The sequence below is a fragment of the Archangium sp. Cb G35 genome, assembly GCF_001896145.1.
GTDB lineage: Bacteria > Myxococcota > Myxococcia > Myxococcales > Myxococcaceae > Archangium > Archangium violaceum.
On the sequence record NZ_MPOI01000017.1, the window covers coordinates 166,503 to 190,616 of the forward strand.

Genomic DNA, 24,114 nt, shown 5'->3' on the forward strand with positions numbered 1-24,114 from the left:
GCGGCGCGAGCTACCCGGCGTTCGCCTTCAGCTCCTTGCGCATCATCTCCTGCTCCACGGACTGGTAGAGCGCACGGATGTTGGCCGTGCCGAACCCCCGCGCCGACTTGCGCTGGATGACCTCGAAGAAGAGCGTGCGCCGGGGGTGGACCGAGCGGGTGAAGACCTGCAGCAGGTACCCCGCGTTGCCCTCGCGATCCACCAACACATGGTTCTCGCGCAGTTGCTCCAGATCCTCGGCCAGCGTGCCGACCCGCGCCGGGAGCGCCTCGTAGTAGCCGGAGGGGCTGTCCAGCAGGGGCATCTGGCGCTCGCGCAACACGCGGACGGCCTCGAGGATGTCCTCCGTGAGGAAGGCCATGTGCTGCACACCCGCCCCGCGGTGGCTGCTCAGGAAGTGGTCGATCTGCCCCGGGCGCTTGCCGAGCATCGGCTCCATCAGCGCGAAGCACACCCCGCCGCCGGAGGCATCCTGCACCACCTTGGAGTTCATGCCCCCGTACTGCGTTGCCACGTTCTCCTCGTGGCTCTGCTGCAGGCCGAACAGCCGCCCATAGGCGTCCACCGTTTCCTGGAGCGTGCCCGGGATCAGACAGAGGGCCAGATGGTCCAGCGAGGCCAGGAGATCGCGCTCCGAGGCGGGAGCCACCACCGGCTGGAAACGGCCCGGCCAGAAATCCCCCTCGGGCGACGCGCGCTCGATGAAGGAGTGCACCAGATCTCCCACCGGGGAGGCCACCGTCGCCCGCACCAGACGTCCGTGAGGACCCTCGTACACCCGCGGCTCGTGCACCGGAGTCGCGCCCCGCCGCACCGCCTCGTGGAAGGCCGCCGCCGCATCCTCCGTGCGGAACGCCACGTCCTTGACTCCGTCCCCGTGGACCGCGACGTAGTCAGCGGCCTCATCCGTGGCCACCAGGGGCTGGGTGAGAATCAGCCGGATGCGGCCCAGCTTGAGCAGGAGGCTGACGCGGCCCTGCTGCCCCGTCTCCGGCCCGGCCCTTCCCGTCACGCGGAAACCGAAGCCGGCGCAGTACACCTCCGCCGCCTCCTCCAGCTGGCCCACGTACAGCTCGAGATGATCGACCCCAGCGAAGTTCAAGTTCAGCTCTCTTCCTCGAGGCCGCCGCGACACGCGCCAACCCTCGACGCAACCGCACTGCGAGAGTAAAGGGGCTGCACTTTTTCACATCCAGGAAGAGAAGGGAATCCGATCAAGGACGGTAGACGAGGGACGCGTCGATGTCCTTCAAGGTGGGACGTCCCGCCAGGGCCATGGCCAGCTCCAGCTCCTCGCGCAGGAGGGAGAGGAGGTGGTGGACGCCCTGCTCACCCGCAGCCGCCAGGCCCCAGAAGACGGGACGGCCCACGAGCACGGCGCGAGCCCCCAGGGCCAAGGCCTTGAGCACATCCGTGCCCCGGCGGACGCCGCCGTCCATCAGCACCTCGCAGCGGCCTCCTACGGCTCGTACGACCTCGGGCAGTGCCTCCAGCGCGGAGATGGCGCCGTCCAGTTGCCGGCCCCCATGGTTGGAGACGATGACACCGTCCACGCCCAGCGAGGCGGCACGCGCAGCATCCTCCGCGGTGAGCACGCCCTTGAGCAGCAGGGGCAGGCGGGACACGGAGCGCACCCACTCCACCACCTCCCAGCTCATGGTGGTGTCGAAGGCCTCCTGCGCGTGGCGGGCGATGCCGGAGTGGCCCTGCTCCCGGGTGGAGAGGGTGGCGGTCAGCTCGTGGGCGAAGTTGGCGGCCTGCACGTGGGGAGGCAACCCGAAGCCATTGCGCAGATCGCGCTCGCGCCGGCCGATGCGGGGCGCATCCACGGTGAGCACCAGGGCCCGGTAGCCCGCGGCCTCGGCACGGCGCAGCAGCGAGGCGGTGACCTCGCGGCGGCGGAAGCAGTACACCTGCAACCAGAGCGGCCCCTGGGCGGCGGCGGCCACGTCCTCGAGGGTGCGGCTGGAGAAGGTGCTCACCACCAGGGGGACTCCCGCGGCCCCCGCTCCCCGCGCGGTCGCCACCTCGCCCTCCGGATCGGCCAGACGGTGGTAGGCCATGGGCGCCACCAGCAGGGGCAGGGCCATGGAGGTTCCCGCCACCTGGGTGGACAGCTCGCAGCGCGACACGTCCACCAGCACACGGGGCCGCAAGGCGAGCCGGGCGAACGCCTCGCGGTTGGCCCGCAGCGTCACCTCATCGTCACTGCCTCCCTGGAGGTAGTCCCACATGGAGGGATCCATGCGAGCACGCGCGAGGTCCTCGTAGTCCTGCACCCGCAGGGGCCTCGGCCCCGCCTCGTCCTGCGTCTCGACGGCTTGGGTTCTCATGTCTCGTGTGGCGCGAAGGGTGGACGAAACCTCAACGGTACCGGAATGCCCGAGGCGCGTACATCCGCGCTCCCCGGGGCATCTCCTGGCGTGCCCTACGCGATGCGGAGACCCTTCTAGCGGAAGTGGACACCCGCTCCTTCGCCCTGCGGCCCGCCTGGCGGCCGGGGATTCGACTTGCATCCGTCTGACAGGCGAAAAGGCGAAGGGCCTGGAATCATCGGGGATTTCCCCATGATTCCAGGCCCTTCAAGATGCGCGCGATGCAGGATTCGAACCTGCGGCCTTTGGCTCCGGAGGCCAACGCTCTATCCAGCTGAGCTAATCGCGCACGCGGCCACAGCGCGGCAGCGGGTGGGTAACTAACTGACTTCCCCCGTCGACGCAAGCACGCTTTCTTGGAACAGCGCCGGGCGGGAACATCGTCCCCGGAGAGCCCGGCTCCACTGTTGGATACCCACCTGACTGCCTGCCGTGGGAGCGGGAGCCCCACCCCGGTCACGAGAGACGGGCCTGGAGGGCCCGGGGCGGGGTATGCACCACCCGGAGCCTGGCGAGCGGAGTGCCAGCGCGGACGAAGAGCGAGCGATGCACGAGAACGAGGAGCTTCGAGGTTGGGGAGAGTCCACGGTGAGCCGCGGCCTCGTCCACCGGGTGGAGGGCACGGCGCAGCTGGCCGAGCTGATGGCGAGCGCGGGCGGACGCGGGGAGACGGTGGCCTTTCGCGGCGGCGGGCGGAGCTACGGTGACGCGGCCCTGAACACCGGGGGCTCCATCGTCGAGCTGGGCCGGCTCGATCGCATCCTGGAGTTCGACAGCACGGAGGGCATCGCGCGGGTGGAGCCCGGCGTGACGATCGCGGCGCTGTGGCGCATGAGCATCGCCCACGGCTTCTGGCCGTATGTGGTGCCCGGCACGATGCACGTCACCATCGGTGGCGCGCTGTCCATGAACATCCATGGGAAGAACCAGTACAAGGTCGGCTCGTTCGGCGAGTACGTCCGCTCCTTCCGACTGCTGACGCCCTCGGGTGAGGAGCTGCGCTGCAGCCGCACCGAGAACGCCGACCTGTTCCACGCCGCCATTGGAGGCATGGGACTGCTCGGGTGCATTCTCGAGGTCGAGCTCCAGCTCAAGCGCGTGTCCTCCGGGCGGCTGCTCGTCCACGCGCGCAGCACCCGGGATCTCGGCGAGGCGATGCAGGCGCTCGACACCTCCCAGGCCGACTCCGATTACATGGTGGGGTGGATCGACTGCTACGCACGTGGCGCCCGCCTCGGGCGCGGGCTCCTGCACCTGGCGCAGCATGTGCCCGCCCAGGAGAACCCGGATCCGTTCCTCTCCCCTGCCCGGCAGGATGTGCCCGGACGGGCGTTCGGCGTGGTTCCGTTGGCCTGGCTATGGCCGGGGCTGTGGCTGACGGTGCACGGCCGGGCGATGCGCTGGGTGAACATGGCGAAGTTCTACGCCGGCATCCGCGAGGCCAGCCGTCCGGCGTACCTGCAGACACATGGCGCGTTCCACTTCCTGCTCGACTACGTGCCGGGCTGGAAGAAGGCCCTGATGCCGGGTGGACTGCTGCAGTTCCAGCCGTTCGTGCCCAAGGAGCAGGCCCACGCCGTCTATACGCACATCATGGAGCGCTGCCAGCGCGAGGGGCTCATTCCGTACCTCGGGGTGCTCAAGCGCCACCGGCCTGCGCCGTTCCTGATGAGCTACTACGTGGATGGGTACTCGCTGGCGCTCGACTTCTCCGTGACGGGGTCCAACCGGGAGCGCCTGTGGAAGCTCTGCCGCGAAATGGCGGACCACGTGCTCGCCCATGGGGGGCGCTTCTATTACGCGAAGGATTCCGTCCTCACGCCGGAGCAGTTCCGCGCCAACCACGAGCCGGGAGCCATCGAACAGTTCCTGGCGCTCAAGGCGAGGGTGGATCCGAAGAACGTCCTCCAGACGGACCAGTGGCGGCGGCTGACGAGCCCCGTGCAGGGCTCGCCCCTGATCGCGCGGGCGGGTTGAGAGGAATGCACGAGCCGGGGATCGAACCCGGACGGCCCCTTCGGGCCAGCGGATTTTAAGTCCGCTGCGTCTGCCAGTTTCGCCACTCGTGCGTCAGCAAATTCAACAACTTACGGCCCCACGCCCCGCATTGCGCTTCCGCAGCGCCCGTGGCCCCCACCTGGTAGCTGGGCCGACGGCCGAACGTACCAGACCAAGGATGACCGCGCAGTATGGGTGATCCGGAAAATGGTGAAGGCGCACCTCATCAAGGACCGGACGCCCAAGTACCGGAAGGGCACCCGCTACTACCTTTCCGCATGGGCTGATGCGCTCCAGGGCCGCGACCTGCGCAAGGTCGAACCGCGCTATCTACTCGCCACACCTGCCGCCAACGCGCTTCCGTTGGAGCATCCGCCCCCGTCTCCGTTGCCCTTCTCTCGATTTCCTCTCTTGGGCGAGACCACCTCGAGCAACTCCTTGATGCTGGCAAGCGAGATCAGTGTCTCCCTTCCATGCTTCAGAAGCCGCCTGAGTGGCCCCTTCAACAGGAGCTCGTAAATCTTTGACTCTTTACACCTCAGCACCTCCGCAGCAGTTTTGATGGCAACACCGACAGCATCGCCAAGAATGGAGCGAACCCATATGCGCTCCACAACGTGCTCCACGACACGTGCGCGCACCGGACCATGTGGAATACCGATTCCGGGGCAAGTGGAACGCACCCTCTAGAGCACCTGGTGGCTGGCTTCTCTGTGCGTCTCTTGCTTTCGGGCGGAATGCACCCACGTACGGGTTTCACCGTAGGCCTGGTTGCGAGAGTGGGCGCGCTGGCTGCGGCATATCCGCCCGCCTCCTCCACCACCGCTCAAGGGGTCTGAGGGGTAGTGGAGCCACCCATCCAAGGAGGCTCTAGGACACCGTGAAGGGGCTTTCGGCCCCCCGGGTCCTGACTTCACCCAGAGTGCATGTCTGGGCATGACGGTTCGCTCCGTCGCCCCCTCGCCCATGCAATAAATTGTCTCCTTCTGAATACTTTGGTAGTAGTGGCGGCCGGGGGTTTGGGGGAGGGGGGAAACGCGCGTCATGACAATGGCTTTTTCTATCAACCGCTGGGTCGCGTGGGCTCCTGGCCTCACCGAGCAAGACGCCTGGACGAGGTGGTTCTCGGAGCCCCATTCCCTTCCGGCCGAGGGCACCCCTCCTCTGTCCGAGATGCCGGCGATGATGCGCCGCCGGGTGGAGCGCCTGGGCCGGTTCGCGCTGCAGGCAGCGTACGGATGCCAGGGGGATTCCCCGAGCGTCCCCGTCATCTTTGCCTCGCGCTTCGGAGACATCAGCCGCTCGGTGGACCTGTTGCGCCAGTTGGCGCACTCCGTCCCGCTCTCGCCCACGTCCTTCAGCCTGTCGGTGCACAACGCGATTGGCGCGCTCTACTCCATCGCCCGGGGGGACACCTCCGCCTATACCGCCATCGCGGCGGGCGAGGAGACGGTCGAGGCCGCCTTCACCGAAGCGAGCGCTCTGCTCGCGGATGGCGCCAGGGACGTACTGGTGGTGATCTACGACGAGCCACTCCCCGGCCCCCTGGGGCACGCCTCCGGACAGATGGACTTCCCGCGCGCCTGGGCCTGTTGGCTGCGCGCCGGGGACGAGGCTCCGGGCTACAGCCTGACCTGTCACCCCGCCAAGGACACGCGGGATGCCCCTTCCTCGGATGGGCTGCCGGAGGATCTCACCGTGCTGCGATTCCTGGTCTCCGGCGAGGCCCGGCTCGACCACAAGGTCGGCACTCGATGCTGGCGGTGGCAGCGCCATGCTTGAGGCGCTCGAGCGCGGGTGGCGCATCCTCGCGACCGGTATCTCCTTCACCACCTTCGGGCTGGGAGGGCTCGGGCTGCGGCTGCTCTACTTCCCGCTGTTGCAACTCCTCGTCCGGGACCAGGCGAGGCAGACCCGGCTGGCGCGCCTCGCGGTGCACCACTCCTTCAGGTTCTTCATCGAGTGGATGCGCGTCCTCGGGGTGCTGCGCTACCGCATCGAGGGCGTGGAGAAGCTGGCCCGGCCCGGCCTGCTCATCCTCGCCAACCACCCGACGCTGATCGACGTCGTCTTCCTCATCTCCCTGGTGCCCAACGCGGATTGCGTGGTGAAGGCGAGCCTGGCGCGCAACCCCTTCACCCGCGGGCCGGTCCGGGCGACCGGCTATCTGTGCAACGACTCCGGCCCCGCGCTCATCCAGGACTGCATCGCCTCCGTGAAGGCGGGCAATAACCTGATCATCTTCCCGGAGGGCACCCGCACCCGGGTCAATGGCCCGATGCAACTGCAGCGCGGCGCCGCCAACATCGCGGTGCGCGGCCCGTGCGACATCACCCCGGTCACCATCCGGTGTGAACCGCTCGGTCTCACCAAGGGGACGCCGTGGTGGAGGGTGCCGCCGAAACGGATGAACTTCACCATCCAGGTACACGACGACATCCCCGTTGCGCCACAGCTTGGAGAGGCCGGCGGCGAGGCGCGAGCGGCCCGGCAACTCACGGCGCAGCTGCACGACTATTTCTCCAGGGAAGGGCAGGGCCATGCTGCAGCTTGAACAGGAAATCAAGAAACTGGTCATCGAGACACTTCACCTCGAGGACATCACTCCGGACGACATCGATCCGGCTGCGCCGCTGTTCGTCGAGGGACTCGGGCTCGACTCGATCGACGCCCTCGAGCTGGGCCTGGCGCTGCAGAAATCCTATGGCGTGTCCCTCGCGAACGACTCGAAGGAAAACCGCCGCCATTTCGCCAGCGTGAGGGCACTCGCGGATTTCGTGAGCGCCCATCGCAAGGCCTGAACTCATCAGAAAAGGATTGGGAGTCACCATGACCAAGAATCAACTGTTCGAGCGGCTGAGCGCGATCCTGCAAGAGACCTTCGACATCGAGCCGGCGCGGATCACCCCCGAGGCCCGGCTCCATGACGACCTGGACATCGACAGCATCGATGCGATCGATCTGCTCGTGCAGCTCAAGCCGGTGGCCGGCAAGCGCGTGCCTCCGGAGGTCTTCAAGTCGGTGCGTACGCTGCAGGACGTGGTCGATGCCCTGCACGAGCTCCTCGACGAGTCCGCCGCGGCGTGAAGTTCCTTCGTCCGGCCCTGCTCGGCCTGCTGAGCCTCGCGTACCCGCCCCTGGTCTACCTGGGACTGGGCCACTTCGAGCCTCGCTGGATGGCCCTGCCGCTGGCGGGAATGGCCGTGGTGCGCGCGGTGGCGACGCGCGAGCGTGTCTGGCTGGCCGCGGCCGTGGGCGCCCTCGCGCTCGCGGCCTCCTGCATGCTTGGCAACCATGCCCTGCCGTTGAAGCTCTACCCGGTCCTGGTGAACACGGTCCTGCTCGCCGTCTTCGCCACCAGCCTCGCCTATCCCCCCAGCGTCATCGAGCGCCTGGCACGCCTGCGCGAGCCCGAGCTCCCCGCTTCGGGGGTGAGCTACACCCGCCGGGTGACGCAGGTGTGGTGCGGGTTCTTCGTGCTCAACGGAGGCATCGCGCTCTTCACGGCGATTGGGGCCAGTGATGAGACGTGGGCGCTGTACAACGGGCTCATCTCGTACGTGCTGATGGGCGTGCTCTTCGCCGTGGAGTGGGTGGTGAGGCAACGGGTGAGGGCAAGGCACGTCCATGGCTGAGCTCATCGGGCTCGAGCAGCTCATGAGCCGGGGGCGGCTCCCCGGGCATCCGGTCGCCCTCCGCGAGGGCGGGGCCGTGGGCTTCGCGTCCCTCGTGGTGCGGGCAGCGGGCTGGCGCGCGGCCTTCGAGCGCCACGGTGGCCGGCGCCAGGCGCTCTACTTCGACGACACCTTCGAGTTCTCCGCCGCCCTGCTCGGCGCGTGGCATGCGGGAGTGTGCGTCTACCTCCCCGCCGACGCCCAGCCCGCGACGCTGGCGAGGCTGCGCGACGAGGTGGATGGTTTCGCCGGGAAGATTCCAGCGGAGTACGCACCGCTGTCGCCCGGCGAGGGGCGCGAGGGGGGATGGACGCCGCTCTCCCCGGAGGCACGAGCCTTGGTGATCTACACCTCGGGCTCCAGCGGCGAGCCCACCGCCATTCCCAAGCGCCTCCGCCAGCTGACGCGCGAGGTGGCGACGCTGGCGGCCCTGTTCGAGGAGCGGCTCGGCGAGGCCCGCGTCGTCTCCACCGTCTCGCACCAGCACATCTACGGACTGCTCTTCCGGGTGCTCTGGCCGCTGACGGCGGGCCGGCCCTTCGCGGCCCACGGCCTCACCTACCCCGAGGACATCGTGGCCGCGCTGCGACAGGGCCCCGCCGGGCTGATCGCCAGTCCCGCCCACCTCAAGCGCCTGCCGGACATGCTGGACTGGGCCCAGGTCCGCGGAAACCTGCGCACGCTGTTCTCCTCGGGAGGCCCGCTGCCCCTCGAGGCGTTACAGGCCTGCCGCGCGCTTCTGGGCCAGGCGCCCGTCGAGGTCTACGGCAGCTCGGAGACTGGCGGCATCGCCTGGAGGCAGCGCACCGGGGACGACGCGCTCGCCTGGCGCGTGATGCCCGGCGTCGAGGTGGGCACCCGGGAGGAGATGCTGACCGTCCGCTCGCCGCACCTGGACCTGCCCGAGGGGGACTGGCTGCGGACCGAGGATCGCGTGCGGCTGTTGCCGGAGGGCTTCGAGCTGCTCGGGAGGGGCGATCGCCTCCTGAAGCTCGAGGAAAAGCGCGTGTCGCTGAGCGCCCTGGAGCGGACGCTGCTCGAGGGTGGGCTGCTGCGCGAGGCCCGGGTGCTGCCGCTCGAGGAAGGCCACCGGCTGACGCTGGCGGTGGTGGCGGTGCCCTCGGAGGCAGGCTGGAAGCTGCATGGGGAGGGAGGCAAGCGTGCCCTGAACCAGGCGCTCAGGCAGCAGCTCACTTCGCGCTTCGAGCCCAGTGCCTTCCCGCGCCGGTTCCGGTATCTGGAGGCCATGCCGGTCAACAGCCAGGGAAAGTCCACCGAAGCAGCACTGGCCGCCCTCTTCGATCCCCGCAGGCCCCGGGCGCGCGTGCTCGAGCAGTCCGCCGGCCGCGCCCTGCTGACCCTCGAGGCCTCGGCGGACTCGCCGTATTTCGAGGGCCACTTTCCCGGCACCCCCATCCTGCCCGGCGTCACCCAGGTGCACTGGGCCATCCACTTCGGCCGCGAGCTCTTCACGCTTCCCCCCGACTTCCTGCGGTTGGCGGCGTTGAAGTTCCAACGGGTCATCCAGCCCGGCACGAGCCTCACGCTGGAGCTCACCTGGAAGAAAGAGCGCGGAAGCCTCGATTTCAAGCTGACTTCCGACGCCGGTGTCCATGCCAGCGGTCGAATCGTCTTCGGCGGAGCCAATGTATGAAGGTCTGCGCGGTGATTCCGGTCTACAACCACGGCGAGGCGGTGGGCGCGGTGGTGGATGGTGTGCGGGCTCAGGGCCTGCCCTGCGTGCTGGTCGACGACGGGAGTGAGCCGGGCTGCGCGGCGGTGCTGGACGCGCTGGCCGAGGGAGATCGCTCCGGCATCGAGCTCGTCCGGCTACCCGAGAACCAGGGGAAGGGCGGCGCGATGATGGCCGGCCTGCGCGCGGCCAAGGAGCGGGGCTTCAGCCATGCGCTGCAGATCGACGCCGACGGCCAGCACGACACCTCCGACATCCCCCGCTTCCTGCACCTGGCGGAGCAGAGTCCCGAGAAGCTCATTTGCGGCACCCCGGTCTATGACGCCTCGGTGCCCAAGGGCCGCCTCTATGGCCGCTACGCCACCCACATCTGGGTGTGGATCAACACGCTGTCCTTCACCATCCGTGACTCCATGTGCGGCTTCCGCGTCTATCCGCTGGAGCCCACCGTCCAGCTCCTCGACACGGTGAAGCTGGGCAAGCGGATGGATTTCGACGTGGAGGTCCTGGTGCGGCTGTTCTGGCGAGGGATGGGCATCGTCAACAACCCCACCCCGGTCCGCTACCCGAGCGACGGCATCTCCCACTTCGATGTCCTCTGGGACAACGTGCGGATCTCCCGCATGCATGCCCGGCTCTTCTTCGGAATGCTGGTGCGCCTGCCGCTGCTCCTGTGGAGGAAGGTGACAGCGTGAGAACCCGGCATTGGGCCGAGATGGGCGAGAGCACCTTCGTCGCCGGAATCTGGCTGCTCTATTGGATTCACCGGCTGCTGGGGCGCTGGCCGTTCCGCCTCTGTCTCTATCCAGTGGTCACGGTGCACTGGCTGGCCCGGCCACTGGTGCGTCAGGCCTCCTTGCAGTACCTGGAGAGGATGGAGGCCTCCACCGGGGCACTCGGCAGGCGGCCCGGCTGGCGGGACAGCCTGCGCCACGTCGCGCTCTTCGCCGAGACGATGCTCGACAAGCTCCTGGCCGTCAGTGGCCGCTACCGCTTCGAGCAGGTGCGCACCGAGGGACGCGAGTCCTTCTACGAGGCGGCCAAGGCGGGCAAGGGTGGCGTCATCATCACCGCCCACCTGGGCTGTCTCGAGCTGTGCCGAGCCATGGCCGAACGGCGGGGTGAAGTGAAGCTCAACCTGCTGGTGCACACCCGGCACGCCGAGCAGTTCAACCGCCTGCTCAAGCGGCTCAACCCGGACAGCGACCTGCGCCTGATGGAGGTCAGCGAGCTGGGCCCGGCCACCGCCGTCGCGTTGAACGAGCGCGTGGCCGCGGGCGAGTTCGTGGTCATCGCGGGAGACCGGGTCCCGGTGAATTCCAACCAGACGGTGAGCGTCGGGTTCCTCGACCACCCCGCCCCCTTTCCCGTGGGCCCCTACGTGCTGGCGGCCCTGTTGAAGTGCCCGCTCTATCTGCTGGGCTGCATCCACGAGGGCCCCGGCTACACCATCCGCTTCGAGTGTCTGGCCGAGCGCGTCGAGCTTCCTCGCGGCAGGCGTGAGGCGGCGCTGAGCGGCTACGCCCAGCACTATGCCGAGCGGCTGACCGCGCTGCTGAAGCGCTCGCCCTTCGACTGGTTCAACTTCTTCCCCTTCTGGGACCAAGCCCATGTCTCTGTCTCTGCAAAGCCTCCAGCCTGAGCGCTCGGTGTACTTCGATGGAAGCCGGCTCACCCTCGAGGATGTGTGTGCGCTCTCGCGGCGTGAATGCAGTGCCGAGCTGAGTACCGCCCCTGAGTTCCTGCGCCGGATCACCCGGGGCGCGGAGTTCCTCGACCGGCTGCTGGCCGAGGACGGGGTCATCTACGGCGTGACCACCGGCTACGGCGACTCGTGCACCGTCACGATTCCGCCCAGCCTCGTGCCGGAGCTGCCGCATCATCTCTACACGTACCACGGCTGCGGGACGGGCCGGTTCCTCACGCCCGAGGAGACGCGCGCCGTGCTGGCGACGCGGCTGGCCTCGCTCGCCCAGGGCGTCTCCGGCGTGGGCATGGCACTCTTGAGGCAGCTCGAACTGCTGCTCAGACACGACATCCTGCCGCTGATTCCGGCCGAGGGCTCGGTGGGTGCCAGTGGGGACCTCACCCCGCTCTCCTACGTGGCGGCGGTGCTCTGCGGCGAGCGCGAGGTCTGGTACCGCGGGGCCCGGCGGCCGGCGGCGGAGGTCCTGGCCCAGCTCGGCATCAAGCCCCTGCGGCTGCGCCCCAAGGAGGGGCTGGCCATCATGAACGGCACGGCGGTGATGACCGCCCTGGCCTGTCTGGCGTGGGAGCGCGCAGAGTACCTGTGCCAACTGGCCACGCGCATCACTGCCTTCAACGTGCTGGCCAGCGCCGGCAACGCCCACCACTTCGACGAGGCGCTGTTCGCGGTGAAGCCTCACGCGGGCCCCCAGCGCGTGGCGGCCCGCCTGCGCGTGGATCTCACCGCGGACCGGCCCAGCCGCAACGAGAAGCGGCTGCAGGACCGCTACTCGCTGCGCTGCGCGCCACACGTGATTGGCGTCCTGGAGGACGCGCTGCCCTTCTTCCGCACGCAGATCGAGAACGAGCTGAACAGCGCGAACGACAACCCCATCATCGACCCGGATGGGGAGCGCGTGCTCCACGGTGGCCACTTCTACGGCGGGCACATCGCCTTCGCCATGGACAGCCTGAAGAACGCCGTGGCCAACGTGGCCGACCTGCTCGACCGCCAACTCGCGCTGCTGGTCGACTCCCGCTTCAACCACGGGCTGCCGCCCAATCTCTCCGGTGCCACCGGGGAGCGCGCGGCGATCAACCATGGCCTCAAGGCGGTGCAGATCAGCGTCTCCGCCTGGACCGCCGAGGCCCTCAAGCAGACCCTGCCGGCCTCCATCTTCTCCCGCTCCACCGAGTGCCACAACCAGGACAAGGTGAGCATGGGCACCATCGCCGCGCGAGACTGCCTGCGCGTGCTGGAGCTCTCCGAGCAGGTGGTGGCCGCCATGCTCATCGCCAGCAGACAGGGCGTGGCGCTGCGCCAGCGCGTGGACGGCGAGCTGCGCCTCGGCCCCACGCTCTCGGCCATGCAGGCGGACCTGGAGAAGCGTATCCCCCTGGTGGAGGAGGACCGTGCCCTGGACCGTGAGCTCCAGGGGCTCCTCACGGCGATCCGTGCCCGCGAGTGGAGGCTCTATGAAGCCTGATCTCAGCCATGAGCTCGAGCTGTCCCCCGCCTTCCATGACCTCGATCCGATGGACATCGTCTGGCACGGCAACTACGCGAAATACCTGGAGCTGGCCCGCTGCGCGCTGCTGTCGAAGTTCAACTATGACTACCCGCAGATGAAGGCGTCGGGCTTCATGTGGCCCATCGTGGACATGCGGCTGAAGTACGTGCGGCCCGTGATCTACGGGCAGAAGCTGCGGATCCGCGCCGAAATCACCGAATGGGAGAACCGCCTGAGGATCGACTACCTCATCCGTGACGCGGACACCGGCCACAAGGTGAACCAGGCCCACACCATCCAGGTCGCCGTCTCGATGGAAACCCGGGAGATGCAGTACCTCTGCCCCCGCGTGCTGTGGGAGCGGCTGGGGGTGATGCCCGGATGAAGCGCCTGCTCGCCCTCGCCTGCGTGCTGCTGTGCACCACCGCCAGCGCCTCCGAGCTGCTGACGGGCATCCGCTCGCGCCTGGCGGACCCTCCGCTCCTCCGGGGGCAGTTCGAACAGAAGAAGACGGTGGCCGGCTTCAAGAAGCCGCTGCTCTCCCGTGGCGAGTTCCTCCTGTCGAAGGGGAAGGGACTGCTCTGGGATACCCGCGCGCCCTTCGCCTCGACCCTGACGTTGACCCGCAAGTCGCTGAGCGCGGAGCAGAAGACGGGCGGCGGCGCCTACCACCTGGACGCGAGCCGCGAGCCGGCGCTGGCCGCCATGAACGAGTTCCTCTTCGCGCTCCTCTCCGGGGATGTGGGCTCGCTCTCCACTCGCTTCCGGATCGAGGGCGAGCTGGTGGGCGCGGACGGTTGGCGGCTGACGCTCACGCCGACGGACGCGGGACTCGCACGTGTCTTCCGCGTCATCCGCCTGGAAGGCGACCAGTTCGTGCGGCAGGTGCAACTGGAGGAGACCAGCGGGGACTCGAGCCTCATCCAGTTCACGCAGCTGGCGCAAACGCCCCCGCCCAGTGCCACGGAGACGGAGCGCCTTGGGAAATAGGCTGGCCATCGTCTGGGCATTGCTCGTACTCGCCGTGGGCGTACACCAGGTCCGGTTCTGGCGCTCGGCGCGGCTGGAGACCGACATCCTGGCGCTGCTACCCGAGGATGAGCAGGCACCCGAAGTGGGCGCCGCCACCCGGAAGCTCGCGGATGAGTCGGGCCGGCAGTTGGTGCTGCTGGTGGGCGCTCCGGATTGGGAATCCGCCCAGCGCGCGGCGGAGGCCGCCACGGAGGCACTCTCCAAAGCCGGCGCGCCGCTGGAGCCCGCCCGCGTGGACGCCACCGCCCTGGACGCCGCGGTGGAGTTCTACCGCCCGTACCGGGACCGGTTGCTGACACCGGCCCAGCGCGCGTGGCTGGCCCGCGCGACGCCGGAGGAGCTGGGCGGTACGGCGCTGATGAAGCTGTACCAGCCCGCGGGCCCCAGGTTGACCGGCTGGAGCGACGACCCGCTGGGCCTGTGGCCCGACTGGTGGGCGGCCCGCGCCGCCGAGAGCGAGGCGAGGCCGCGTGACGGACGGCTCTGGCTCTCCGGCGAGGGCCGCGAGTGGGTGCTGCTGACCTGGCAGAGCCAGGTGTCGGCGTTCGCCCTGGGTGACGGCGCGAAGGTCACGGCCGCCGTGGAGCGCGCCCGGGCCGCGGTGGCCGCCATTCCCGGGGGCCGGTTGGTGGCCGCGGGGGTGCCGCTGTACGCGGAGGCCGCCGCCTCGCAGGCCAGCAGGGAGATCTCCACCATCGGCCTCGGCTCCCTCGTGGCCGTGCTGCTGCTGGTCTGGCTCACCTTCCGCTCGCTGCGCCCCATCGTGCTGGTGGGGGTGTCCCTGGTGATCGGCTGCGGCGTGGCGCTGAGCGTCACCGCCCTGCTCTTCGACCAGGTCCACCTCCTCACCCTGGTGTTCGGCGCGAGCCTCGTCGGTGTCGCGGAGGACTACGGCTTCCACTACTTCGCCGCCCGCCAGGGCAAGCCCGCCGCCGAGCGCGGCCGGGTGATGCGCTTCCTCCTGCCCGGCATGCTCCTGGCGCTCCTCACCAGCGTGGTGGCCTACCTGGCGCTGGGACTGGCGCCCTTTCCAGGCCTTCGCCAGATGGCGGTGTTCGCCGCCGCGGGTCTGGTGGGCGCGTTCCTCACCGTGCTCTGCTGGTTCCCCACGTTCGATCTCGGCGACCTGCCGGAGACCGCGTTCGCCGAGCGTGTCTCCGTCTCCCTGTCGCGCTGGCCACGCATCACCTCCGAGAAACGGTGGTGGCTGGCGATGGCGGGGCTCCTGGTGGTGATCGCGGGAGGGCTGTGGCGGTTGGAGACGCGCGATGACATCCGCCAGTTGCAAGGGGCACCCGCGAACCTGCTCGAGGACCAGCGCGAGCTGGGAAGACTGCTGGGCCTGCCCAGCCCGGCCCAGCTCTTCCTCGTCGAGGGTGGGGACGAAGAGCAGGTCCTCCAACGTGAGGTGTCGCTGAAGCAGCGGCTGGACGCACTGGTGGCGGACGGGGTCCTGACAGGCTACCGCGCCGTCTCGGACTGGCTGCCGCCCGCCTCGCAGCAGCGTGCGGACGCGGAGCTGAGTGCCCGCGCGGAGCAGCAGGCCGTGGCCGCCGTCGCCGCCGCCACGGGAGAGGAGCCCTCGCGCGCACGGTTCGCCAACGACGTCCTCACCCCCTCGCGGTTCCTCTCCAGTCCCGCCGCACCGGCCATCCGGCAGCAGTGGCTGGGTCCACTGGGCGGCAAGCAGTACAGCGTGCTGATGCTGCGGGGCCTCGAGGGCCCGGCGGTCCTCTCCCGGCTGGCCGAGGCCGCTCACGGGTTGGAGGGCGTGCGCTGGGTGGACAAGACGGAGGAGATCTCCCGGCTGATGGGCCGCTACCGGCGGCTCATGGGCGGGCTCATCGTGGCGGGCTACCTCGCGGTGCTGGTGATGCTGCTCGCCCGCTTCAAGCGCGAGGCCTGGCGGGCCTGGGTCCCCTCGGCGCTGGGAACCCTCATCACGCTGGCCTTCTTCGGCTGGGTGGGAGAGCCGCTGCAGCTGTTCACCGTGCTGGGCCTGCTGCTCCTGCTGGGAATGGGCGTGGACTACGGCATCTTCCTGTTGGAGCACCCGGGAGACGGTTCCGCATGGGTGGCGGTGGCCCTGGCCGGCGTGAGCACCCTCCTCTCCTTCGGGCTCCTGGGGCTCTCGGCCACACCGGCCCTGCGCACCTTCGGCCTCGCCATGCTCCTGGGCGAGGTAGCCATCTGGATTCTAACCCCTTGTTTCAGAATGCCTTCGGGCAAGGACATCACATGAGAAGCGAGAAGACGGAGATCCTCATCATTGGCGCGGGCCCCGCGGGCTCGGTGGCGGCGGGGCTGCTGCGCAAGCAGGGCCGCGAGGTGCTGGTGCTGGAGCGCGAGCAGTTCCCTCGCTTCTCCATCGGAGAGAGCCTGCTGCCGCAGAGCATGGAGTACATCGAGGCGGCGGGGATGATGCGCGACGTCGTCGAGGCGGGCTTCCAGTACAAGAACGGCGCGGCCTTCGTGCGGGGCGACAAGTTCACGGACTTCGACTTCCGGGAGAAGTTCTCCCCGGGTTGGGGCACCACGTACCAGGTGCAGCGCGCCCAGTTCGATGAAGTGCTGGCGAAGGCCGCCGAGCGGATGGGTGCCACCGTGCGCTACCGCCACGAGGTCCTGTCGGTCGACGTCGACGGGGAGCAGCCCCAGGTGACCGCCCGCTCGCCCGAGGGCGAGACGTACCGTGTCCAGGCCCGCTTCCTCCTGGATGCCAGCGGCTTCGGCCGGGTCCTCCCGAAGCTCCTGAAGCTGGAGACGCCCTCCAACTTCCCGGTGCGTGGCGCCCTCTTCACCCACGTCGAGGACCGGGTCGCTCCGGGCGGCTTCGACCGGAACAAGATCCGGATCACCGTGCATCCCGAGCACGTGCACGTGTGGTACTGGACCATCCCCTTCTCCAACGGCCGCTGCTCCCTGGGCGTGGTGGCGAAGCGCGAGTTCCTCGAGCAGTACCAGGGAACGGAAATCGAGCGCCTCAAGGCGATCGTCGCGGAGGACCCCTCGCTCTCCGCCCTCTTGAAGGACGCGGTCTGGGACACGCCGGCGCGGTCGCTCACCGGCTACGCCGCCAACGTGAAGTCGCTGTGGGGCAGGAACTTCGCGCTGCTGGGGAACGCGGGCGAGTTCCTGGATCCGGTGTTCTCCTCGGGCGTGACCATCGCCTTCAAGTCGGCGAGCCTGGCCTCGGACTGCCTCGCGCGCACCTTCGCTGGGGAGCCGGTGGACTGGGAGCGCGACTACGCCGTACCGCTCAAGGCCGGCGTGGATACGTTCCGCACCTTCGTCGAGTCCTGGTATGCCGGAGGCTTCCAGCAGGTCCTCTTCCACCCGAACCCGTCCCAGGAGGTCCGCCGGATGCTCTCCGCGATCCTCGCGGGCTATGCCTGGGACAAGAACAACCCCTACGTGGCAGACAGCAAGCGCCGGCTCGGGGTGCTCGAGGCCCTGTGCGCCGCCTGATTCACACCGCCGCCCTGCTCCATCTCGCCGCGTGCGCCACGACGCCTACCCGGCCCGCGGCGCCCGCGGTGTCCCTGCCCGTGCTCGAGCTCTCTCCGGCCGCGTTCGGTGAAACCGTGAGCCTGGCACAGAACCTGAGCTTCGCTCACGACGCCGACCCGGAAGGCCCCCGCTCCCTCGAGGCCCTGCTGGAGATCGACACCTCGGCGCTGCGTCTGGCTGGATTCATGCTCGGCCGGCGCGTGTTCACGATGCAGTGGGATGGCACCGTGCTCGCGGAGCAGCGGGACCCGCACGTGCCCGCTCAGCTCCAGTCGCGCCAGGTCCTCCGGGACGTCCAGTTGGTCTACTGGCCAGCCGAGGCACTCCGCTCCGCCCTCCCGCCAGGCTGGACCCTGGAGGAGAGCCCTGGCCGTCGCGCCCTGCTCGAGACCGGCAGGGAATGGGTGACGGTGCGATACGATGGCGAGCCACGCCATGTGGGGCGCGCGGAGTTGCTCAACCACGCGGAGCACTACCGGCTGACCATCGAGTCCCGCCCGGCTGATGAATGACCCCATGAATCCGCCCGTCTTCCTCAATCAACTGGGCCTCGTCTGTGCCATGGGCCGCGGCAAGCAGGAGGTAACCACCGCCCTCTTCGGCGACGCGCCGGCGGGCGTGGCCCCCAGCGATGACTTCGCCGCGAAGACACTGCACGTAGGGCTCGTCACGTCACCGCTCGCGGAGACAGGGGTGCTCCCCGCGCCCCTGCGCAGCCGGAACAACGCGCTGCTGCTCACGGCGCTGGCGGAGATCCGTCCCGCCGTCGATGCGGCCATCGCCCGCTACGGGCGGGAGCGCGTGGCCATCGTCCTCGGCACCAGCACCTCGGGCATCGGCGAGAGCGAGACCGCCATCGCCAGGTACCTGGCCACGGGCCAGATGCCTCCGGAATTCCACGTGCGGCAGCAGGAGCTGGGCTCGCCGGCCCTGGCGCTGAACCACGTGCTGGGCGTGACCGGCCCGTCCTTCGTCATCTCCACGGCCTGCTCCTCCAGCGCCAAGGCCCTGGCCAGCGCCGCGCGCCTGCTACGGGCGGGAATGGCCGATGCGGTGGTGACGGGCGGCGCCGACGCCCTGTGCCGCTTCACCGTGGCCGGCTTCTCCGCGCTCGACTCGGTGAGCGAGGCGCGCTGCAATCCCATGAGCGTGAACCGCCGCGGCATCAACATCGGCGAGGGCGCGGCCCTGTTCGTGATGACGCGCGAGCCGGGGCCCGTGCGGCTCGCGGGCTGGGGCGAGTCCTCGGACGCCCACCATATCTCCGCGCCGGAGCCCGGGGGCCGGGGGGCGCTGGCCGCCATGCGGGCCGCGCTGGAGCGCGCGGGCCTCGCTCCCTCCGAGCTCGATTACGTCAACCTGCACGGAACCGCGACCCCCCAGAACGACGCCATGGAGAGCCACGCGGTGCATGCGCTGCTCGGCGGGGGCATTCCGGCCAGCTCGACCAAACCGCTCACCGGCCACACGCTGGGGGCCGCGGGCGCCATCGAGGCGGCGATCTGCTGGCTCACCCTGACCGGCAACCCCCAGGGCCGTCTGCCTGCCCACTGGTGGGATGGGGAGGCGGATCCCTCGCTCCCCGCCCTCTCCCTGGTGAGACGCGGCTACACGCTCGGACGCCCGCTCCGCTATGTTCTGAGCAACTCCTTCGCCTTTGGCGGAAGCAACGCCGTCCTCATCCTGGGAAGCGCCTGATGTCCACGGTCACCGACTACACCATCGCCGAGCTGCTCCCCCATACCGGCCGCATGAGCCTGCTCGACCGGGCTCTCGAGGGCGACGAGGAGAGCCTGGTGGCCGAGGTGACCATCCGCGAGGACTGTCTCTTCTTCGAGAATGGCGGCGTGGGAGGATGGGTGGGCGTCGAGTTCATGGCCCAGGCGATCGCCGCCTGGGCCGGCTGGCACGCGCGGCAACGCGGCGAGACGCCGAAGAATGGGTTCCTGCTCGGCACCCGCAGTTACGACTGCGGCCGGCCCGCCTTCAAGGCGGGTGAGAGGCTGCGCATCGAGGTCCGCCGGCAGTTCTGGGCGGAGAACGGACTGGGCCAGTTCGACTGTCGCATCGCGATGGATGGCGCGACGGTGGCCACGGCCGCGCTGACGGTGTTCGAACCACCGGATGGAAGCGAAGCATTGAGGCTGGAGACCGGGAGTGGTGACTGATGAGTGAGCAAACGGTGCTGGTGACGGGCTCGAGCCGGGGCATTGGCCGCGCCATCGCGCTGCGCCTGGCGCGCGACGGCTTCGACGTCGTACTGCACTGCCGCAGCCAGCTCGAGCAGGCGGAGGCCGTGGCCGGGCAGATTCGCGAGCTGGGGCGCAAGGTCCGCGTGCTCCAGTTCGACGTGTCCGACCGCGCCGCGACGCAGCAGGCGCTGCTCGCCGATGTGGAGGCGCACGGCTGCTACTACGGCGTGGTGTGCAACGCGGGGATCGCCCGGGACAACGCCTTCCCGTCCATGCCCGCGGAGGACTGGGACGCGGTCATCCACACCAACCTCGATGCCTTCTACAACGTGCTCAACCCGCTCACCATGCCCCTGGTGCGGCGGCGCAAGCCGGGGCGTATCGTCACCCTGTCCTCGGTCTCCGGCCTCATGGGCAACCGGGGGCAGGTGAACTACAGCGCGGCGAAGGCCGGCATCATCGGCGCGACCAAGGCCCTGGCGGTGGAGCTGGCCAAGCGCGACATCACGGTGAACTGCGTGGCCCCCGGGCTCATCGACACGGAGATGATGGACCCCCACGTGCTCGAGCACGCGCTCAAGCTCATCCCCGCCCAGCGCATGGGGACCCCCGAGGAGGTGGCGGCCGTGGTCAGCTTCCTCATGAGAGAGGAGGCCAGCTACATCACGCGGCAGGTCATCTCGGTGAACGGGGGGATGCTCGGATGAAGAGGGTCGTCGTTACCGGCATCGGCGCCATCAGCCCCCTGGGCCACGACTGGAAGTCGGTGGAGGCGAGGCTGAGGTCGCTCCGCAACGCCGTGCAGGTGATGGAGGAGTGGAAGCAGTACCAGGGCCTGAACACGTGGCTCGGCGCGCCCGCCGCTCCCTTCGAGCTGCCCGCGCAGCTCTACTCCCGCAAGAACACGCGCAGCATGGGACGGGTGGCGCTGATGGCCACGCGCGCCAGTGAGCTCGCGCTCGCGGACGCGGGACTCCTGGGAGAGCCGCTGGTGAAGAGCGGCCGGCTGGGCATCTCCTACGGCTCCTCCGCGGGGACGCCTTCCAGCCTGGGGGACTTCGGCCGGATGGTGACGGAGAAGACCACCGAGGGCATCACCGCCACGACGTACCTGCGGATGATGTCCCACACGGCCGCGGTGAACATCGGCGTCTTGTTTGGCATCACGGGGCGCATCATCACCACCTCCAGCGCGTGCACCTCGGGCAGCCAGGGCATCGGCTATGCCTACGAGGCCATCAAGCTGGGACGGCAGGTGGCCATGCTCGCGGGGGGCGCCGAGGAGCTCGACGCCACCGGAGCGGCCGTGTTCGACACCTTGTTCGCCACGAGCACGAAGCACAACGACACGCCGGAGCAGAGTCCCCGGCCCTTCCACTCACAGCGGGATGGCCTGGTGCTGGGAGAAGGCGCCTGCACCCTGGTGCTGGAGGAGTTGGAGCATGCCCGGGCGCGAGGCGCGAAGATCCACGCCGAGCTCATCGGCTATGGGACCAACAGCGACGGCCGGCACGTCACCCAGCCCAGCTCGGACACCATGGCCCAGGCCATGCGGCTGGCGCTGGAGGACGCGGCGATTCCCCCCTCGGAGATCGCCTACGTGAACGCCCACGGCACGGCCACGGATCATGGAGACCTCGCGGAGAGCGCGGCCACGCACTCTGTCTTCGGAGAGGGCATCGCCATCTCGTCGCTGAAGAGCTACATGGGCCACACGCTGGGGGCCTGCGGCGCGCTGGAGGCATGGATGACCCTCGAGATGATGCGCTCGGGCTGGTTCGCCCCGACACTGCACCTCGCCCCCGGGCAGGTGGATCCCCGCTGCGCTCCTCTGGACTACCTCATGGGAGAAGGCCGCGACATCCAGACCGGCACCGTGATGAGCAACAACTTCGCCTTTGGCGGCATCAACACCTCGTTGATCTTCCGCCGATGGAACTGATGGAGGAACACGATGAAGAAGACGCTGCACCTGTCGCTGCTCGCGCTCACCCTCTCCAGCCCCGCCCTGGCACGCGACACCGTGCTCCACCTGCCGCTCGCCGACGTGCTGGAGATGCCCGAGGCGAAGGAGAAGCTCGATGGCTCGGTGAAGTTCTACCTGGCGGGGCAGAAGAAGCCGAAGGTGCTCGACACCCTGAAGAGTGACGTCAGCAACAAGAAGACCAACAGCGTGGGGAAGACGGACGAGTTCGGCTGCAAGTGGGCCGCCCTCTCCGCGCTGATCGCCCTGCAGGATTCGGCGAAGAAGTCCGGCGCGAACGCCGTGATCGACATCGTCAGCTACTACAAGAAGAGCGAGTACAAGAGCGCCACCGAGTACGAGTGCCACGCGGGCACGTTCGTCGTTGGCGTCGCCCTCAAGGGGACATACGCGAAGGTCGCCCGGTAACTCCGGGCCCGAGGGCGGCTCCCAGCATCCCCAGGAGCCGCTCCCGCGCCGAGTCCGCCGAGGCCCTCATCCTCGGGCCCCCCGCCACCACGGCGCGCGGAAGGTTGGACCGCAATGCCGATGGAGCGCCATCTGGGTAGTAGGACACGCTGGAGTCACCGTGTCGCGCCTGGAGCGGTGGCCTGGCCCGGTGCGGACATGGTCCACTCGCTGCGTGCGCTCCTTCGAGACTCGTGTTCGTGAAAGGAGGGTGGCCATGAAGGTACCTCTGCTCTGTTCATGCCTGCTCGTCGCCGGCACCGCTGCCGCGCAGGGAGACCCATCCAGCGTCTCCGACGGCACTTCCCCGTCTCCCGCGAGCCACACCGCCCCCCCGTTCCGCTTTGGCGTTCAGCTCGGAGGAGGCGGTTTCTTCTTCCCGGAGGGGACGCTGGCGGGTGGGCTCGCCCTTCGCCCTGGTGTTCAGCTCGGCCGGCTGGGCCTGGTCGCGGAGATTGGCCAGCTCGGGGGCTTTCTCCGGGATATCGAAGACCCGGCCGCGTCACGTGTCTCGGCGCTCGGCATGAGTCACGTCACACTGATGGCCGAGCTCGACCTCACCGAACGCGCCTTCGTCGCCGGAGGCGTTGTCCTGGGGCTGGGCATCATGCTTCAGACGAAGCATGGAGTCACCGGGGCCGGGGCGGTGCGCTCGCAGAGCATGAACATGGCCGGCGAAGGGTTGGTGAACTTCGCTTCCGGAGCGAACGTTCGCGGAGGCTGGCGGTTCGGAGACGGTCCCCACCGGCTTGTGGCCGGGGTCGACCTGAAGCTCCTGGGGGCGGATGGACATGTGGCCACGACAACCATCTCGTCCACGCGAGAAATCCTCGACGCACACGATGTGCGGCAGGCCATCTGGACACTCGTCCCCACGGTCTTCATTGGCTGGGAGTTCAAGCAATGACGGCGCGAGTCGCGAAGGGTCAGGGGAAACCCATGCGTGAGCTCCATGAGCGAAACAGAACACTGGCGCTCATGGTCATGCTCGGCGTGCTCGTGACGGGAGGCTGCGCTCCGCCGGGGCCGCGCGAGACCACGGGCAAGACCGGGAGCCAACAACCCGCGCAGCCTCCGAGCGGGCCGGGTGGGAGCGACTACCCGCATGCGGACATGCGAGTGAGCTCGGGCGGCGAGGGCGTCTACGGCTGGTACGTGTTCGAGCCCATCCATCCGCAGCCGGCATCGGCGCCGCTCGCCATCATCCTGCACGGGTACGGGGAGTACGCGGGCTACGACATGATGTACGAGCTCATCCGGCACACGGTCCGAAAGGGCAACGTGGTCATCTATCCACGATGGCAGACCGGGTTGGCGTTTCCGTGCGCGGGCGCGTTCGACATCGAGCCTTGCATGACGTCCGCGCGCGTGGGAATCCAGAGCGGGCTCGAGTTCCTGAACGGGTCTGGGCGCGTACGGCCGCAGCTCGAGAGGACGAGCTACTTCGGCTTCTCATTCGGCGGAATCCTCACGGCGAATCTCGCCAACCGCCATGCGTCCATCGGATTGCCCACACCGCGGGCGATCTTCCTCGAGGATCCGCACGACGGAGGGACTGATGGCGAGGGCGGATTGGACGAGCCCCTGGACGGAATTCCCGCGTCGGTCAAACTGCAGTGCCACGCGAGCGAGGAAGGGATCATCTCCGAGAAGGGCAAGGCCCACTCGAGTTGCAACGCGGTGTTCCCGAAGCTCGGGCACATCCCCGACGAGAACAAGGACCTCGTGATGATCCGCACCGACCGCCATGGCACTCCTCTGCTGTCGAGCAGGCATGGCGTGTCCGCGGGGGGCCCCGGCTATGGCGGCCCGGCAGATGCCTACGACTGGAACTTCGTCTGGAAGGTCTGGGACGCGTTGAGGAGCTGCGCCTACGACGGGACTGACTGTCAGTACGCGCTCGGTGACACGCCGGAGCACAGGTCACTCGGGGTCTGGAGCGACGGTCAGCCCCTCATCCCCCTCGTCATCCAGGACGCCGCCCCCCTCCGTCCGTAGTCCTTCCGCTCGCA

Annotated in this window: 25 protein-coding genes and 2 tRNA genes; 22 read left to right on the forward strand and 5 right to left on the reverse strand. The window is 68.9% G+C overall.

Features of this window, described 5'->3' with window-relative positions:
- Window positions 1-10: 10 nt before the first annotated feature.
- The 3 genes from hppD to BO221_RS42960 all read right to left on the reverse strand — a co-directional run bounded on the left by hppD (window position 11) and on the right by BO221_RS42960 (window position 2,664).
- Window positions 11-1,102: a 4-hydroxyphenylpyruvate dioxygenase gene (gene hppD / locus BO221_RS42950; RefSeq protein ID WP_073566723.1), complete on the reverse strand. Its 1,092-nt coding sequence runs from the start codon at window positions 1,100-1,102 to the stop codon at window positions 11-13.
- Window positions 1,103-1,214: 112 nt separating this feature from the next.
- A complete protein-coding gene (locus tag BO221_RS42955) occupies window positions 1,215-2,333 on the reverse strand; it encodes an alpha-hydroxy acid oxidase (RefSeq protein ID WP_073566724.1) in 1,119 nt (372 codons plus the stop codon).
- Window positions 2,334-2,590: 257 nt separating this feature from the next.
- A tRNA-Arg gene (locus BO221_RS42960) sits at window positions 2,591-2,664 on the reverse strand.
- A 257-nt stretch (window positions 2,665-2,921) separates the two neighbouring features.
- Between BO221_RS42960 and BO221_RS42965 the strand changes: the two genes are divergently transcribed.
- A complete protein-coding gene (locus tag BO221_RS42965) occupies window positions 2,922-4,352 on the forward strand; it encodes an FAD-binding oxidoreductase (protein ID WP_158080015.1) in 1,431 nt (476 codons plus the stop codon).
- 6 nt (window positions 4,353-4,358) lie between these two features.
- On the opposite strand, the gene BO221_RS42970 is transcribed toward BO221_RS42965, so the two are convergent.
- Window positions 4,359-4,444, reverse strand: a tRNA-Leu gene (locus tag BO221_RS42970).
- 255 nt (window positions 4,445-4,699) lie between these two features.
- Window positions 4,700-4,999, reverse strand: a complete 300-nt coding sequence (locus BO221_RS54390; RefSeq protein ID WP_143196018.1) for a helix-turn-helix domain-containing protein — start codon at window positions 4,997-4,999, stop codon at window positions 4,700-4,702.
- A gap of 418 nt (window positions 5,000-5,417) precedes the next feature.
- On the opposite strand from BO221_RS54390, the gene BO221_RS42980 reads away from it, so the two are divergent.
- The 21 genes from BO221_RS42980 to BO221_RS43080 all read left to right on the forward strand — a co-directional run bounded on the left by BO221_RS42980 (window position 5,418) and on the right by BO221_RS43080 (window position 24,100).
- Window positions 5,418-6,155 carry a beta-ketoacyl synthase chain length factor gene (locus BO221_RS42980; RefSeq protein WP_233166512.1) on the forward strand — a complete coding sequence of 246 codons (738 nt, stop codon included), beginning with the start codon at window positions 5,418-5,420 and terminating at the stop codon, window positions 6,153-6,155.
- A complete protein-coding gene (locus BO221_RS42985) occupies window positions 6,148-6,927 on the forward strand; it encodes a 1-acyl-sn-glycerol-3-phosphate acyltransferase (RefSeq protein ID WP_073566727.1) in 780 nt (259 codons plus the stop codon). The genes BO221_RS42980 and BO221_RS42985 overlap by 8 nt, the downstream gene beginning before the upstream one ends.
- Window positions 6,914-7,174, forward strand: coding sequence for a phosphopantetheine-binding protein (locus tag BO221_RS42990; RefSeq protein WP_043398510.1), 261 nt, complete (start codon window positions 6,914-6,916; stop codon window positions 7,172-7,174). The genes BO221_RS42985 and BO221_RS42990 overlap by 14 nt, the downstream gene beginning before the upstream one ends.
- A 28-nt stretch (window positions 7,175-7,202) precedes the next feature.
- The gene (locus BO221_RS42995) at window positions 7,203-7,460 is read left to right on the forward strand and encodes an acyl carrier protein (protein WP_073566728.1); all 258 of its coding nucleotides are present in this window, start codon (window positions 7,203-7,205) and stop codon (window positions 7,458-7,460) included.
- Window positions 7,457-8,008 (forward strand): hypothetical protein, encoded by a 552-nt coding sequence (locus BO221_RS43000; RefSeq protein ID WP_073566729.1) that lies wholly within the window; start codon window positions 7,457-7,459, stop codon window positions 8,006-8,008. Before BO221_RS42995 ends, BO221_RS43000 begins: the two co-directional genes overlap by 4 nt.
- Complete coding sequence (locus BO221_RS43005) at window positions 8,001-9,701, forward strand: AMP-binding protein (protein ID WP_073566730.1); 1,701 nt, start codon at window positions 8,001-8,003, stop codon at window positions 9,699-9,701. The genes BO221_RS43000 and BO221_RS43005 overlap by 8 nt, the downstream gene beginning before the upstream one ends.
- The gene (locus tag BO221_RS43010) at window positions 9,698-10,435 is read left to right on the forward strand and encodes a glycosyltransferase family 2 protein (protein ID WP_073566731.1); all 738 of its coding nucleotides are present in this window, start codon (window positions 9,698-9,700) and stop codon (window positions 10,433-10,435) included. Before BO221_RS43005 ends, BO221_RS43010 begins: the two co-directional genes overlap by 4 nt.
- Window positions 10,432-11,382: an acyltransferase gene (locus tag BO221_RS43015; RefSeq protein WP_198956300.1), complete on the forward strand. Its 951-nt coding sequence runs from the start codon at window positions 10,432-10,434 to the stop codon at window positions 11,380-11,382. Before BO221_RS43010 ends, BO221_RS43015 begins: the two co-directional genes overlap by 4 nt.
- A complete protein-coding gene (gene hutH / locus BO221_RS43020; protein WP_073566733.1) occupies window positions 11,351-12,913 on the forward strand; it encodes a histidine ammonia-lyase in 1,563 nt (520 codons plus the stop codon). Before BO221_RS43015 ends, hutH begins: the two co-directional genes overlap by 32 nt.
- A complete protein-coding gene (locus BO221_RS43025) occupies window positions 12,903-13,322 on the forward strand; it encodes a thioesterase family protein (protein WP_073566734.1) in 420 nt (139 codons plus the stop codon). Before hutH ends, BO221_RS43025 begins: the two co-directional genes overlap by 11 nt.
- Entirely contained in the window at window positions 13,319-13,927 is a 609-nt protein-coding gene (locus BO221_RS43030) for an outer membrane lipoprotein carrier protein LolA (protein WP_073566735.1), read from the forward strand. Before BO221_RS43025 ends, BO221_RS43030 begins: the two co-directional genes overlap by 4 nt.
- Window positions 13,917-16,211, forward strand: coding sequence for an MMPL family transporter (locus tag BO221_RS43035; protein ID WP_073566736.1), 2,295 nt, complete (start codon window positions 13,917-13,919; stop codon window positions 16,209-16,211). The genes BO221_RS43030 and BO221_RS43035 overlap by 11 nt, the downstream gene beginning before the upstream one ends.
- Window positions 16,208-17,437 (forward strand): NAD(P)/FAD-dependent oxidoreductase, encoded by a 1,230-nt coding sequence (locus BO221_RS43040; RefSeq protein ID WP_073566737.1) that lies wholly within the window; start codon window positions 16,208-16,210, stop codon window positions 17,435-17,437. Before BO221_RS43035 ends, BO221_RS43040 begins: the two co-directional genes overlap by 4 nt.
- A complete protein-coding gene (locus BO221_RS43045) occupies window positions 17,425-17,991 on the forward strand; it encodes a DUF3261 domain-containing protein (RefSeq protein ID WP_073566738.1) in 567 nt (188 codons plus the stop codon). Before BO221_RS43040 ends, BO221_RS43045 begins: the two co-directional genes overlap by 13 nt.
- A 4-nt stretch (window positions 17,992-17,995) precedes the next feature.
- Window positions 17,996-19,177: a beta-ketoacyl-ACP synthase gene (locus tag BO221_RS43050; RefSeq protein ID WP_073566739.1), complete on the forward strand. Its 1,182-nt coding sequence runs from the start codon at window positions 17,996-17,998 to the stop codon at window positions 19,175-19,177.
- Window positions 19,177-19,647, forward strand: a complete 471-nt coding sequence (locus BO221_RS43055; RefSeq protein WP_073566740.1) for a hotdog family protein — start codon at window positions 19,177-19,179, stop codon at window positions 19,645-19,647. Before BO221_RS43050 ends, BO221_RS43055 begins: the two co-directional genes overlap by 1 nt.
- Window positions 19,647-20,378, forward strand: coding sequence for a 3-oxoacyl-ACP reductase FabG (gene fabG / locus BO221_RS43060; protein ID WP_073566741.1), 732 nt, complete (start codon window positions 19,647-19,649; stop codon window positions 20,376-20,378). Before BO221_RS43055 ends, fabG begins: the two co-directional genes overlap by 1 nt.
- On the forward strand, window positions 20,375-21,613 hold the full coding sequence (locus BO221_RS43065) for a beta-ketoacyl-ACP synthase (protein WP_073566742.1): 1,239 nt from the start codon (window positions 20,375-20,377) through the stop codon (window positions 21,611-21,613). The genes fabG and BO221_RS43065 overlap by 4 nt, the downstream gene beginning before the upstream one ends.
- A 12-nt stretch (window positions 21,614-21,625) precedes the next feature.
- Window positions 21,626-22,063 (forward strand): excinuclease ATPase subunit, encoded by a 438-nt coding sequence (locus BO221_RS43070; protein ID WP_073566743.1) that lies wholly within the window; start codon window positions 21,626-21,628, stop codon window positions 22,061-22,063.
- 256 nt (window positions 22,064-22,319) lie between these two features.
- Entirely contained in the window at window positions 22,320-23,009 is a 690-nt protein-coding gene (locus BO221_RS43075; RefSeq protein WP_073566744.1) for a hypothetical protein, read from the forward strand.
- Between the two features lie 32 nt (window positions 23,010-23,041).
- Window positions 23,042-24,100 carry a hypothetical protein gene (locus BO221_RS43080; RefSeq protein ID WP_073566745.1) on the forward strand — a complete coding sequence of 353 codons (1,059 nt, stop codon included), beginning with the start codon at window positions 23,042-23,044 and terminating at the stop codon, window positions 24,098-24,100.
- Window positions 24,101-24,114: the final 14 nt, after the last annotated feature.